Here is a 13,425-nt window from a genome sequence, read left to right as displayed (position 1 = left end):
AAAGAGGTTATATACAATGACAAACTTTCCACAATTAACAAGTGAAGTTTTGGAAAATGAAAAAGCGGTCATCATGCAAACGACGATGGGCGATATTAAAATTAAACTATTCCCTGAACTGGCTCCAAAGACAGTGGAGAATTTCTTGACACATGCTGAAAACGGTTATTACGAAGGAATCACCTTCCACCGTGTCATCAAGGATTTCATGCTTCAAGGCGGAGATCCGACAGGGACTGGAATGGGTGGAGAAAGTATCTGGGGATCTCCATTTGAGGACGAGTTCTCCATGCAATTATTCAATTTGCGCGGAGCTCTTTCCATGGCTAATGCAGGCCCGGGAACAAACGGCAGCCAATTCTTCGTCGTACAAGCCCAGCATGTGGACAGCAGGATGGGTGAGCAAATGAAGCAAGCCGGTTATCCGGAGGAAATCATCAGTGCTTATATGGAACAAGGAGGCACACCATGGCTGGATCATAAACACTCTGTTTTTGGACAAGTGGTCGAAGGCATGGACGTTGTTGATACGATTGCTAACGTGGAGACAGTTGCGGGAGACAAGCCAGCAGTGGACGTAGTCATTAAAGGGATCACCATTTTATAAATAAAAGAAAAGCGGGGGGCTTACTGCCTCTCGTTTTTTTAGATTTTAGTGGATTAGGCCCACTAGTGGATTGTTCTGGTAATTGATATAATGGGATAATGCAGTTTAATTCCCTATCAGGAAGGATGTATCGGATGGACTTTCTCAATCATGCTTTACTGGGTTTGTTTCTTTACTTTCCAGAAGACAAGACTGAATATATCTCGGCTGGTATAACTTGCTTCATTTTTTTAGTGGCAGCCGTTTTTACGATGAGGGCAATTATAAGATATTCAAAGAAGGAAGAAATGAAAACCAAGCAATTCGAAGATGAGGTCACCAGAAGGAACCAGCGAATCAAGGATGATACCATTTCTTGATCCCGGAAGATGCCAGCAATCGCTAGCCCCGTTTTTTAATATTGATTATCTGAATATGAATGGTATTATGTTTTGTTAGAAGGTCGTGAAGAATTAAATGTTCCCTTATCAGCATAAGCATTTTATACTATAAACATAGAGATAGAAATTTTGGGGGCGTAATTGGTTATGCAAATCATAGCGAAAAGAATGATTGCGGCAGATACGGTTAAGGATTTTTTCATTCAGCATTGGGAGACGACTCAAGTCGTTTTTTCAAGAGGCTTGTTTCATTATGCGGAACTTGAGGGTTTTGGGGTGATGGACGATAATGAAAAAATCACGGGGTTGGGAACATACAAATTATCCGACCATGTTTGTCAGATCATCTCTTTGAATAGTGAGCATGAGAATCAAGGTGTGGGCTCATCGTTGCTTTATGTGATGGAAAATATCGCTAAGGAAAAAAATTGCCATACTATTAAAGCGATTACAACGAACGATAATCTACAGGCATTGAAGTTTTTTCAAAAGCGTGGTTATGTCATTTCGGAAATCGTTAAAAATGCCGTTGAAGAATCACGGAAAATCAAGCCCGAAATACCATTTTACAGTTTTGATGGAATTCCGATCAGAGACGAGATAATACTGGAGAGATACTTATAATAAGGTGAAATTCACCTGATTTTGATAGGGGGAATAGGGATGTTTAAGAAAATGGCGGCGGATGCCCTTGGTCTAAGTGATATTGGAAGTGTGATTAAACCTGCCGATTATGACAAGGTGGATGCAGATGACTATATCATGCATGAAGATGGGGAAAAAATTTATTTCCTGATCAAATCGAAAACCGATGAGTATTGTTTTACGAATCAAGCGTTCGTACATTTGGACGGCACAAGTGCCATAAGCAAAAAGCGTACACTTACAAGATATAGCTACAGCCAGCATAATATTTCCAACGCTACGCTTGAAACCGCAGGGACCGTGGATTTGGATGCGGAAATTAAATTTTCGATCGGGGCAAAGACTTTCTCGATTGATGTTCATAAGAAATTCATTGAAGAATTAAAAGACTTATTCAAATCACTCGTGAAAATATCGGAAATTTGCCATGAGAATGAGTATGCCCTTCAATATGCCCAGCAAAGCGTAAACCTTGCTTCTTCCACTTTGAACCAGGTGCGCACTGATGGAAGCCAAATGGCTGCAAGTTTCAAGGAAATTAATTCTGCAGCTTTCGAATGGTTGATGGACAGCCGGAAAAAGTACCATGTTAAAGATTTTGGATTTGTTTTCGAGAAATATATCAATAATTAAAAAAGGAGGCGAACACGGAATGATGTGTCCGCCTTCTTTTTTAATTGTTCAAATCACTTAAGCCAGGGCTATGTTCATTTGGCATATCCGGCATTTCAGGGACAGGAAATCCTTTTGGCGGATCGGTAACAGCAAGGTTTCCGCCATTTCGGCTCGGTGTCTCCCCTTTGAAAATCTCGCCGATTTGAGTTTGGTCCAACCGGAAATTGAATTGGGCATTATGGTAGCCTAAATCCACATATTTGCGGCATTCAGGATATTTGTTCAAATCATAATTAGGTACAGGGAAGATTTTCCCCCAGTCAACCCCAAGAGTTTCTAATGCCTTGGCAAATGCATTTTGGTGGGCATTGTCGCGAACCATTAAAAATGCCAGTGTTTCGCGCATCGATTTATTGGAACTCATTTCATAAATCCTGGACTTTTGCAGGACCCCCGTGGATTCAAGCATGACATTGTTCAGAAGGTTAGCCACAAGATTACCGTGATCATAAACCCATGATCCATTCCATGGATTGCCGCCAGCATCGACGGGCAAGGATGCTTTCGCACCGATGATGAAGTGATGGGGGTTTGCGCCGCTATTGATGACTTCATCCAATGGGGCGCCATCAATAGCGGAATCTCCAGGCATATTCCCGCCAGCACCATTCAGCAGCTGGTTGATGGTTGATTGGACAAGTTCAATGTGGCTTAGTTCCTCCAAGAAAACTCCACGGATTAAATCACGATATTGTTTAGCCTTGCCGCGGAAGTTGGCGCTTTGGAAAGAATACTGCATCATCGTCCGCATTTCACCGAATTGTCCTCCAAGCGTTTCCTGAAGTACTTTTGCTGCATTCGGATCAGGCTTATCGGGAACGATCATATTGATTAAGTCTTCTTTATAGAAATACAAATGGAAGCCCTCCCTGAAATTTTGATATTTCTAAGTTAGCTTCTGTTATCTGAATTATATTATTCCTAAGGTAAAATGTACCTTTATGGAATGGCGGGAAGAGAGAAATACTAGAGGGAAGAACGATTTTGAAAGGATGTTGCACATGCTATCCAATCAGCAGCTTAAAGAATTTCAACAGCAATTGCAGCAAACGAAGCAAGAGTTGGAAGAGCGATTAAATGATTCAGGCAACTACGATTTAAGAAGGAGCTTGGAGGATTCGACAGGTGAGTTATCGAGTTACGATAATCATCCCGGCGATGAAGGAACCGAGTTATATGAACGGGAAAAGGATCTGGCCCTTTCCGAACATGATCGGGATGAAATAAGGGATATTGAACGAGCGCTTTCCGCCATCGAGGCAGGTGAGTATGGAAAGTGTGTGGTTTGTTCAAAGGAAATACCTCTTGAACGTTTGAATGCCATCCCTACCACTACTTATTGTGTCGAGCATACCCCATCACAGGAAACTTCGGATAATCGGCCGGTGGAAGAGGAAGTGCTCGGACCCCCTTTTGGAAAGTTCGATTATGATGAACGTCACGAATCGGTTGCATACGATGCGGAGGATTCTTGGCAGGATGTTGCCAGTTATGGAACATCTGAATCGCCTTCCGATTTTGTAAATCCGCCTAACGATTACGAAGATATGTATGTCGAGTCTGAAGAAAATATCGGATATGTCGAAAATTATGAAAATTTCGTTGGTGTGGATCTATACGGTAAAGAGATAACGGTTTATCCGAACTCCCAATATGAAGAATTGAAAGAAGAGCTTTTTGAAGAAAATATTCAAACCCCGTTTGGGGATTTGCCACGATATGAGCATGATCCTTATGTCGATGAAGAGAAAGATTGAAAAAGAAGAACCAGGATTCTAAGCCTGGTTCTTCTTTTTATTTATGAAAACGCCAATTTCAAACGTTTTAGCCCTTCCATCAGAACGCTGCGTGAACAACCGAGATTCATTCGGACGAAACCTTCTCCGCCAGGTCCATATTTTGAACCAGGTTCCAATGCGAGCTTCCCTTGATGGATCAGTCGATCCTTAATTTCCTTGTCGGTCAATCTAAGATCACGGCAGTCAATCCATAAAAGGTAAGAGGCTTCCGGATGCATGACATGCAGTGAAGGAATTTCAGCAGCAATGAATTCCTCTGCCACTTTTATATTTTCCTCAATGTAGCCAAGCATGTCCTCAAGCCATTCCAAGCCCTCTCGATACGCGGCTTCCATTGCTGTTAAGGCAAAGATGTTAAGACCATGGAAGGCCAGTTTCGTTTGCGCCTTTTGCAATTGCTTCTGCAATTTTTCATTACTGGCGATTAGGAATGAAGCTTGAAGGCCGGCAATATTGAATGTTTTGCTTGGCGCCATCAATGTAACAGTTATGTCCGCTAATTTTTCTGAAAGCGAGCCGATCGGATAATGCCTTGATGTTTTATGGAATAAGTCGGCATGTATCTCATCACTGACGATGACTACATTATATTTTTCACATAACTCCCCGATTCGTAACAGTTCGTCCTTTGTCCAAACGCGTCCGCCAGGGTTATGCGGACTGCAAAAAAGGAATAGTTTCACTCCGCTTTTCAGCTTGTCCTCAAAATCGGTGAAATCAATCTCGAAGCGGTCCTCTTCCATGATAAGGTGACTATTGACCACTACCCGGTCATTGTTTTTGATCATATCAAAAAATGGGGTATAGACTGGAGATTGTAACAATATTTTATCGCCCGGGTTTGTGAATGCTTGGATCGTTGTACCGATTGCAGAAACGACGCCAGAGCTAAATGAGATCCACTCTTTATCGATTTGCCAGGAGTGCCGGTCTCTAAGCCAGCTTTGAATTTCGGTGAAAACCGTTTCAGAAGGGACCGTATATCCGAAAATTGGATGGTTCAAACGTTCCATCAATGCCTTTTGAATGCCCTCAGGAGATGGGAAATCCATATCGGCAACCCACATCGGGAGAACATCTTCACGCCCATACAATGATGTGAGCGAGTTTTTATCCCATTTTGCAGACCCTGAATTTTCCCTGTTTATTTGTTCTTCGAATATTGACTTGTTCAAAATATCCACCACCGAATAAAATTTGTCATTTCGCGAAAAGCCTGTTGTTATGATACTATGAAATCATGTTCTTTGAAAATATTGAGCAGGTGATGATTACATGGATACACAGCAAATGAATTTAGCGTTGGTTGCCGTATTGCAAGAATGGGACCCATTCAAGATAGGATGGGATCTTTATGAGCCGGAAATTGCAGATACAGTCGTAGCCATCCGGTATATAGATGACCCAAAGGAACTGGCGGAAAAAATAAAATCCATTTACGAGTTCTCGTTCGATGAATCCGTTCAGATGGAAAAGTGCCTGGAAGTTGCACAAAAGCTCCTCATCATAAAAAATGATGCCAGCTGTTCGATCTAAAGGTGAAAAAGGGTGTACCCAGAAATCAGGGGCACCTTTTTTACGTTGTTTTTTTGCTCTATACTCGTAGTTTGTGCAGTTAACTCGCAGTTTGTGCAGTATACTCGAGAATTTGCGTGATTTATTCGTGAGCTTCAGTGATTAACTCGTGTTTTGGCTATTTACTCGTAAGTTTGTGCAGTTAACTCGTAAGTTTCGCCCATTTACTCGTGAGTTTGCGCAGTTTACTCGTGAGTTTCAGCTATTTATTCGTGAAATGGGCCTTTACTCGTAAGTTTGCGCAATTTACTCATGAGTTTCAGCGATTTACTCGTGAGTTTGTGCAGTTTACTCGTGAGTTTCAGCTATTTATTCGTGAAATGGGCCTTTACTCGTAAGTTTGCGCAATTTACTCGTGAATTTTGGCGATTTACTCGTGAGTTTGTGCAGTTTACTCGTGAGTTTACGTTGGGGTGGCCACTCCAATAAACCCTTTAATTAATTGATATACTTCTTCCGGTTTCTCCTCTGGAAGAAGGTGCCCGGAATCCTCAAGGACAACAAGCTGGGAATTAGGCAGGTCTTCATGGAGCCTTTGGCCAATATTCAATGGCACCACTCGATCATGCCTTCCCCAAATAAGCAGGCATGGTGTATGAATGTCACTAAGGTCCTCCTTCAACAAATCGACTTCCTTATCTCGAAGCATCCTCCCCAATGCCCGGAAAATATCATGCTTCTTTATGAATGGCCCTAGATATCCCTGCCGCATTTCATCGTCAATCATGGCCGGGTCATGGACGACATTTTTCAAATTCTTTTCGATACCTGATTTTTGTAGATACCGTTTTATCCCGAATGAAAAGAAAGGCAGGTAACTGACCATCTTCATTTTTTCCGAATAGCCGGGCTGATAGCCTGAACCGGCAAGAAGTATGGCATGGTCTACAAGATCGGGATACGATTTGATGAGCTGCAGGGAAATCTGCCCGCCCATGGAATGGCCGATGGTGCTGAATTTCCTGATGTCTTTTCCCTCTAAGAACATAACGACGGATTTAGCGATGTTCAGGAATGAATATGTATATCGATAATCTTTTCCGCTTTGCCCGAATGGCGGGAGGTCTATGGAAATCACATTGTATTCCTTGATTAAATAGGGCACTAATTTACGGAAACTGAAGCTCGACGACAAAAATCCATGAAGCAGGACAAGGGTGGGGAGGGAATCGTCGATTCGGTCATATTCAAAATAGATTTCCATATTACCCACCCGTTCGACGCCTTTGATTGTATGACTTTGCATAAAAGCTCCTCCTCTATTATTGGTCAATGATAAAAATCTGCGTTTCCCTCAATATTCCAAAAAAGGTCCTTTAATACTGTTGCATAACAGTAATTGTAATAATAACGATGAAAAAAGACAATTACTATAACAGGTCACCAACCAATTTTGATATAATAGTGTAAGTTTATCCTGACAGAATAGGACTTATTAAATTATATTGTCATATAGGTTTTTAAAAAAGTCTAATAAGGTAATTCGTGAGACTATCTGCCAGCCAAACCATCACATCTAAATTAGTGAATTCCAAAAGGGGGGTTTTCCAATGCACTTGAATGAAGAGGAATTGGAAGTCTTGAGAATCATTGAAAATAACAGCCGGATTGATATGAAGGATTTGGCTAAAATGACCGTTCAATCAGAATCGGACATTGAAATTACATTGAAGAAATTAGAAGATATGCGGGTCATTGTCCGTTATTTAACAGTCATTAACTGGGCTAAAGTGGATGAATATCATGGTGTCACAGCGATGATCGATGTAAAAGTCACTCCTAAACGCGGCGTCGGTTTCGATGAGGTTGCAAAAAGGATATACAAATTCAAAGAAGTCCAGTCCGTTTATTTAATGTCTGGGGCTTATGATCTTTCGGTCATTGTCGAAGGACGTTCGATGAACGAAGTGGCAAGCTTTGTTTCGGAAAAGCTTTCGACACTGGATTCCGTCATTTCTACGACGACTCACTTCATTATGAAAAAATACAAGCATGATGGCACTATTTTCGAGCAAACTGAAGAAGATAAGCGGATAGTGGTGTCACCATGATTAAAACGAGTTATGTTTCAAAAACGGTTGCAGAGCTTAAACCATCAGGCATCCGCCGCTTTTTCGACTTGGCTGCCAATTTGGAAGGGGTCGTCTCCCTTGGTGTGGGTGAACCGGATTTCGTTACATCTTGGGCAGTAAGGGAAGCGGCGATCAACTCCTTGGAGGAAGGGTATACCTCTTATACGGCCAATGCCGGATTATATGAATTAAGGTCGGAAATCAGCGGGTACATGGAGAAGCAGTTCCATGTTTCGTATAGACCGGAGGATCAAATCATCGTCACGGTCGGAGCAAGCCAAGCCCTAGATATTGCTCTGAGGACTATTTTGAATCCGGGTGAAGAAGTCATTGTCGTCGAACCTTGTTTCGTCGCCTATGCACCGCTTGTGACCATGGCAGGGGGAATACCGGTCACGGTCCAAACATCCAGGGAAGATGACTTTAAGTTGACTCCCCAACAACTCGAGGCGGCGATCACGCCTAAAACGAAGGCCGTTTTAATCTGTTCACCGAATAACCCGACGGGAACCCAACTTGGGCAGGAAGAATTAGTGATGCTTGCTGACATCGTAAAAAAGCATGACTTGCTGGTGATTTCCGATGAAATCTATGCAGAACTTGCTTATGATGAGACATTCACTTCTTTTGCTGCCATTGACGGCATGCTTGAGCGGACAATTGTCATCAATGGGTTTTCGAAAGGGTTTGCGATGACTGGATGGCGTCTTGGGTTCGTTTGTGCACCTAAGGAAATTTCCGAGGCGATGCTTAAACTTCATCAATATGCGATGATGTGTGCGCCGACCGTTGCGCAGCATGCTGCATTGGAAGCTTTAAAGCACGGAATGCAGGATGTGGAGGAAATGCGTCGCAGTTATCGGCGGAGACGAAATTACATCGTGAAATCATTTAACGAGATAGGCCTGGATTGCCATAATCCTGGCGGAGCTTTTTATGCTTTTCCTTCAATCGAGAAAACGGGGATGACTTCGATGGAATTTGCTGAAAAGCTCCTGACGGAAGAACTTGTAGCCGTTGTGCCGGGTGATGTGTTTGGGGAAAGCGGTGAAGGTCATATCCGCTGTTCCTATGCATCCTCCATGGAACAGCTTCAAGAAGCGCTTAGAAGGATGGAACGTTTCATGAAGAATCATTGCAAATAAAAGCAAAAAAATAGGGATCCGGCCGTTCCAAGCAGCCGGATCCCTTTCCATAGGGGGAATTAGAAAAAAGAGTTAATCTAATGGATTAACATAGAAAGTGTTAATCATAGTATATCCAGTACCCTGAAAAAAAATACACATACTACGACCTTTTTTTTGAATTAGGCTTGTGTCTTATATAAAGTATGCATAACATTCAGAATTTGTTCTTCGCTAAAGTCCTTGGCTGTTCTTAGAATGAGCTCTGCTTTTTTTGTTCCGATTTCTTCAATCAGCTTTTTTATGTCCTCGTCGTCGATACCATCATCATTCCCAGTTTGGGCATCCTTCAGGAATTCTGAAGCTGGAATGTCAAGAACGGTGGAAAGCCGTAGAATGGTTTGTGTATCAGGAACCGATTCACCCGATTCATACTTTTCAATCTTCTTCGTGCCGATTCTTAATTTCAAAGCCAGTTCCTGTTGAGTGAGGTTGTGTTCTTCTCGGTATTGCCGAATGTTCTTCGCGATATTTGACATAGACAGACACTCCTTAGGAAATATATTTTTTTATGTAATTATTTTACCATATTATTACTTAAGGAAAGAAAATGAATATGTAGGTTTTGTGAAAAAAAATGCCGCTTCGAGAAATATCGAAACGGCATGTGGATGTTAAATGAAATTAGTGGACTTAAGGAATACGAGTATGATCATGATCGGCACGATGTAGCGAATCAGGAAATACCAAAGTTTAAAGAGTGATCGGCCGGAATCAGCGCCAGACTCGAACTCCTTTTGTACCTCGATCCTTTTCATTTGATAGCCGATGAAAAGGGATATGAACAAGGCACCGACTGGCAGCGCGATATTGCTTGTCAGATAATCGGCGAAATCGAATATGGATAAATTGAAAATTTTCAAATCCGAAAGCACGCCAAATGATAATGCGCTAGGAATCCCAATCAGGAAAACGGTGATACCAGCTATCCAGGAAGCCTTCTTCCGCTTTGCAGCATCACCCTTGATCATGGCTGCAACGACGATTTCGAGAATGGAGAATGCCGTCGTAAGGGTGGCAAATAATAATAGTATGAAGAAAATGAACATGAAGATCCCGCCAAGCGCCATTTCGTTGAATACGGCCGGCAACACGACAAAAACCAGTCCAGGCCCGCTTGAAGGGCTGAAACCCAGTGCGAAAACAGCCGGGAAGATGACCAAACCTGCCAGCAAGGAAATGAAGATATTCAGTCCAACTACCGAAAAGGCCGATTTTGTAATATCTTCTTTTTTACTTAAATAGGATGCGTAGGTTACCATCACGGAAACACCGACACTTAGTGCAAAGAAGGATTGGCCAAGTGCCAATAGGATCGTTTCCCCTGTTAATGCGGAAAAGTCCGGCTTCAAGAAGAATTTAACACCTTCCATCGCTCCATCCAGAGTCAAGGAACGGATAAGAAGAATGATGAAAAGTATGAACAAGGAAGGCATCATATATTTATTAGCCTTTTCAATTCCTTTGGAAACGCCGCCTTGCACGACCCAAATGGTAAAGACCATGAATAATAACTGAGCGATAACCGTTTCATATGGATTACTGATTATCGTATTGAAGAAGTTCCCATATTCTTCTTGCGTCAAGTTGGAGAGAGAACCTGTAAAGCTTCTTGCCAAATATGAGATGATCCAGCCTCCAACAACACTGAAGAAGGAAAGCAGTATGATTGAAGCGACGACACCGCCATATCCAATCAACGCCCAAGGCTTTCCAGGGGCGATATGTTTATATGCGCTAATGGCATCTTTCTGTGCATTGCGGCCAATCGTGAATTCCGCTATTAATATCGGTGCACCGATAAGTATGGTGAATAAAATGAAGAGCAGGAAAAAGACCCCTCCACCATTTGCCCCAGTCATATATGGGAGCTTCCAGATGGCGCCCAATCCAATAGCGGATCCCGCGGCTGCCAGGATGAACCCAAGTTTTGAAGTCCATTGATCTTGTTTTGACATGATGGAAAAACTCCTTTAGATGTAAAGAATATCTAGCTGTATATTACTTTTTTTAAACATTTTCTCATCTTACTATGATTATGGGGAATTGGATAGTGTTCCACTATTGCAATCTTTAGAAAAATGAGCAAATGTTTTAAGGGGAATAGTGGTTATTTGCAAATTTTTAGGATAAGTTATACATAAAGAACTTATAATATTTATTATTTCCAAAAAACAAACATTTTTAATGAGTAAAATCCCAAAAAGTATGGTATACTTAACTTTGATTATTTTCCAATTATGTGATATAATTTTTTATTGCGTGAAAAGACGAAAAAATATATATAAAATAGGAGTGTTACCATGTCTGAAAAATTCGAAATTGGTGCGGTAGTTGCTGGTAAAGTAACTGGTATTCAACCATACGGTGCATTTGTTGCTCTAGATGATTCAACTCAAGGTTTAGTTCATATTTCTGAAATTACTCACGGCTTCGTTAAAGATATCAACGAACATTTAAAAGTGGGCGATGAAGTGAAAGTTAAAGTTCTTTCCATCGATTCAGCTGCTGGAAAAATAGGCTTATCGATCCGCGCTACAGAAGAAGCTCCTGAGCGTACTGAAGCTCCGAAAAAAGCTCCGAAAAAACGCCAAGCTTCTGTTAAAGCGACATCTCACATCGAATCTACTGAAGGTTTCAACACATTGAAAGACAAACTTCAAGAGTGGATTGAACAATCTCAACGCGAAGACTTAATCAAAAAATAATTTTGGGAACCGGCAGATCCTTCGATCAGCCGGTTTTTTTTGTCCATTTCATGGCCGGTAGTGGGCACATGAATGAAATAAAGCCGGGTCATGTGTTTATCCATGGTCCGGCTTTATTTTATAAAACATAAACAATGTCGATGACATCAACGGGTCGGTTTAGTTTCAGGCTCTCTGGAAATTTCAGGGCTTGGTTTAAAGAGAAGACCAAGATTAATGAGACCGGCAATTCCAACCAATCCATAAACGATACGGGCTAATCCAGCATCTTGCCCTCCGAAAATCGAAGCGACCAAGTCAAATTGGAAAAAACCTATTAATCCCCAGTTGATTGCCCCTATTATTGTAAGCACAAGTGCAGTTCTTTGTATTCCACTCATTGTACTGCCTCCTTTTTTGAAAAAATCAGTTCTTTATTTATCATGCTTTTTCATCATGTAAATATACATCACAACAAAAGTTCCGGGCGGATATTTTGTATTTAAATGGAACATTGGTCATAATGAATAAAAGAAAAGCTAGCACTTGCACTTTGGACAATTCAAAAACGGAGTCAATGTGGCATTAAAGGAGAGATTTCCATTGGAGAATTACACTTATAAAAATCCTACTAAAGTCATTTTCGGGAAAGGTCAGCTTGAAAGTTTAAAAACTGAAATTCCTGCGTATGGCGATAAAGTTTTACTTGTATACGGTGGAGGAAGCATAAAGAAAAATGGCTTATATGAAAAAGTGGTCAATACCTTGAAAGTGATCGATGCAGAGGTGCACGAGCTTTCCGGAGTTGAACCGAATCCACGCATCTCGACAGTCCGAAAAGGTGTTGATCTTTGTAAAGAACATGGTATCGACTTTGTCCTTGCTGTTGGGGGAGGAAGTGTCATCGACGCTACAAAGGCCATCGTTGCGGGTGCTAAATATGAGGGGGATCCATGGGATCTTGTCATTAAGAAGGCACCAGTCGAAGAGGCGCTTCCATTCGGAACGGTGCTGACTTTAGCTGCAACCGGCTCTGAGGCGAATTCCGGATCTGTCATAACAAACTGGGAAACGAAAGAGAAATATGGATGGGGAAGTCCATTGGTATTTCCGCAGTTCTCCATTTTGGATCCTGAAAATACTTTTTCAGTACCAAAAGATCAAACGGTATACGGAATGGTCGATATGATGTCACATGTGTTCGAAACGTACTACCATCCGGAAACGCATGCGCCGCTTCAAGACCGTTTTTGTGAATCGCTGTTATCGACGGTGATTGAAACGGCACCTAAACTATTGGAAGACCTGGAGAATTATGAGCACCGGGCTACTATCCTGTATGCCGGAAACCTGGCCTTGAATGGGTCGCTTGGGGTCGGTTACAGCGGTGATTGGGCAACGCATAACATTGAACATGCCGTTTCGGCTGTTTATGACATCCCGCATGCAGGAGGATTGGCCATCTTATTCCCAAATTGGATGAAGCATGTGCTACATGAAAATGTCGCACGCTTTAAACAAGTGGCAGTCCGTGTATTCCATGTAGATCCTGAAGGTAAGACAGATGAGGAAGCGGCCCTTGAAGGCATTGAAAGACTTAGGTCATTTTGGAGCAGCTTAGGGGCGCCGACCAATCTTTCGGATTATGGCATCGATGACTCACAATTGGAAGTCATGGCTGATAAAGCGATGAGCAGAGGGGAATTTGGAAGATTCAAAGTCCTGAAACGTGAAGATGTCCTTGCCATTTTACGGGCTTCATTATAAACGAGTGATATGATCCTTTCTTCCGCCTTGTCAG

Annotated in this window: 17 protein-coding genes; 11 read left to right on the top strand and 6 right to left on the bottom strand. The window is 42.0% G+C overall.

The features are described 5' to 3' along the window. Positions 1-16: 16 nt before the first annotated feature. From J7J00_RS13065 to J7J00_RS13050, 4 genes are all read left to right on the top strand, one after another. Positions 17-607 carry a peptidylprolyl isomerase gene (locus J7J00_RS13065; protein WP_214791171.1) on the top strand — a complete coding sequence of 197 codons (591 nt, stop codon included), beginning with the start codon at positions 17-19 and terminating at the stop codon, positions 605-607. A gap of 134 nt (positions 608-741) precedes the next feature. Next, positions 742-966, top strand: a complete 225-nt coding sequence (locus tag J7J00_RS13060; RefSeq protein WP_137016354.1) for a hypothetical protein — start codon at positions 742-744, stop codon at positions 964-966. Between the two features lie 168 nt (positions 967-1,134). Continuing rightward, complete coding sequence (locus J7J00_RS13055; RefSeq protein WP_214791458.1) at positions 1,135-1,611, top strand: GNAT family N-acetyltransferase; 477 nt, start codon at positions 1,135-1,137, stop codon at positions 1,609-1,611. A gap of 39 nt (positions 1,612-1,650) precedes the next feature. Continuing rightward, positions 1,651-2,265: a PH domain-containing protein gene (locus tag J7J00_RS13050; RefSeq protein WP_214791169.1), complete on the top strand. Its 615-nt coding sequence runs from the start codon at positions 1,651-1,653 to the stop codon at positions 2,263-2,265. Positions 2,266-2,305: 40 nt separating this feature from the next. Here the strand turns inward: J7J00_RS13050 and J7J00_RS13045 are convergent, their stop codons facing one another. Further along, positions 2,306-3,163 (bottom strand): manganese catalase family protein, encoded by an 858-nt coding sequence (locus tag J7J00_RS13045; protein WP_214791167.1) that lies wholly within the window; start codon positions 3,161-3,163, stop codon positions 2,306-2,308. A 145-nt stretch (positions 3,164-3,308) separates the two neighbouring features. On the opposite strand from J7J00_RS13045, the gene J7J00_RS13040 reads away from it, so the two are divergent. Next, on the top strand, positions 3,309-4,064 hold the full coding sequence (locus tag J7J00_RS13040) for a TraR/DksA C4-type zinc finger protein (RefSeq protein WP_214791456.1): 756 nt from the start codon (positions 3,309-3,311) through the stop codon (positions 4,062-4,064). Between the two features lie 41 nt (positions 4,065-4,105). Here J7J00_RS13040 and J7J00_RS13035 read toward each other — a convergent pair whose 3' ends face one another. Further along, positions 4,106-5,290, bottom strand: a complete 1,185-nt coding sequence (locus J7J00_RS13035) for a MalY/PatB family protein (RefSeq protein WP_309487164.1) — start codon at positions 5,288-5,290, stop codon at positions 4,106-4,108. Positions 5,291-5,381: 91 nt separating this feature from the next. Between J7J00_RS13035 and J7J00_RS13030 the strand changes: the two genes are divergently transcribed. Together J7J00_RS13030 and J7J00_RS13025 are read left to right on the top strand one after the other, a co-directional pair. Next, positions 5,382-5,642, top strand: a complete 261-nt coding sequence (locus tag J7J00_RS13030; RefSeq protein ID WP_214791162.1) for a DUF1871 family protein — start codon at positions 5,382-5,384, stop codon at positions 5,640-5,642. 291 nt (positions 5,643-5,933) lie between these two features. Then, complete coding sequence (locus J7J00_RS13025; RefSeq protein ID WP_214791160.1) at positions 5,934-6,110, top strand: hypothetical protein; 177 nt, start codon at positions 5,934-5,936, stop codon at positions 6,108-6,110. Here the strand turns inward: J7J00_RS13025 and J7J00_RS13020 are convergent. Beyond that, positions 6,085-6,927, bottom strand: coding sequence for an alpha/beta fold hydrolase (locus tag J7J00_RS13020; protein WP_214791158.1), 843 nt, complete (start codon positions 6,925-6,927; stop codon positions 6,085-6,087). The genes J7J00_RS13025 and J7J00_RS13020 overlap by 26 nt on opposite strands. Positions 6,928-7,231: 304 nt before the next feature. Between J7J00_RS13020 and J7J00_RS13015 the strand changes: the two genes are divergently transcribed. Both J7J00_RS13015 and J7J00_RS13010 read left to right on the top strand, forming a co-directional pair. Next, positions 7,232-7,732, top strand: coding sequence for an Lrp/AsnC family transcriptional regulator (locus tag J7J00_RS13015; RefSeq protein WP_214791156.1), 501 nt, complete (start codon positions 7,232-7,234; stop codon positions 7,730-7,732). Next, positions 7,729-8,898: an aminotransferase gene (locus J7J00_RS13010; RefSeq protein ID WP_214791154.1), complete on the top strand. Its 1,170-nt coding sequence runs from the start codon at positions 7,729-7,731 to the stop codon at positions 8,896-8,898. The genes J7J00_RS13015 and J7J00_RS13010 overlap by 4 nt, the downstream gene beginning before the upstream one ends. Before the next feature lie 161 nt (positions 8,899-9,059). Here J7J00_RS13010 and J7J00_RS13005 read toward each other — a convergent pair whose 3' ends face one another. Further along, positions 9,060-9,416: a helix-turn-helix domain-containing protein gene (locus tag J7J00_RS13005; RefSeq protein ID WP_214791152.1), complete on the bottom strand. Its 357-nt coding sequence runs from the start codon at positions 9,414-9,416 to the stop codon at positions 9,060-9,062. A gap of 135 nt (positions 9,417-9,551) precedes the next feature. After that, complete coding sequence (locus J7J00_RS13000) at positions 9,552-10,895, bottom strand: sodium-dependent transporter (RefSeq protein WP_214791150.1); 1,344 nt, start codon at positions 10,893-10,895, stop codon at positions 9,552-9,554. Positions 10,896-11,240: 345 nt separating this feature from the next. On the opposite strand from J7J00_RS13000, the gene yugI reads away from it, so the two are divergent. Then, positions 11,241-11,645, top strand: a complete 405-nt coding sequence (gene yugI / locus J7J00_RS12995; RefSeq protein ID WP_063234086.1) for a S1 domain-containing post-transcriptional regulator GSP13 — start codon at positions 11,241-11,243, stop codon at positions 11,643-11,645. A 146-nt stretch (positions 11,646-11,791) separates the two neighbouring features. Here the strand turns inward: yugI and J7J00_RS12990 are convergent, their stop codons facing one another. Then, on the bottom strand, positions 11,792-12,025 hold the full coding sequence (locus J7J00_RS12990; protein ID WP_063234087.1) for a DUF378 domain-containing protein: 234 nt from the start codon (positions 12,023-12,025) through the stop codon (positions 11,792-11,794). Between the two features lie 202 nt (positions 12,026-12,227). Between J7J00_RS12990 and J7J00_RS12985 the strand changes: the two genes are divergently transcribed. After that, on the top strand, positions 12,228-13,391 hold the full coding sequence (locus J7J00_RS12985) for an iron-containing alcohol dehydrogenase (protein ID WP_214791148.1): 1,164 nt from the start codon (positions 12,228-12,230) through the stop codon (positions 13,389-13,391). The last annotated feature ends 34 nt before the right edge of the window (positions 13,392-13,425 follow it).

The organism is Bacillus sp. ISL-4, assembly GCF_018613275.1.
GTDB lineage: Bacteria > Bacillota > Bacilli > Bacillales > DSM-1321 > Peribacillus > Peribacillus simplex_E.
Note: the sequence above shows the minus strand (reverse complement) of the source record. Positions and strands in the feature narration are given on the sequence as shown.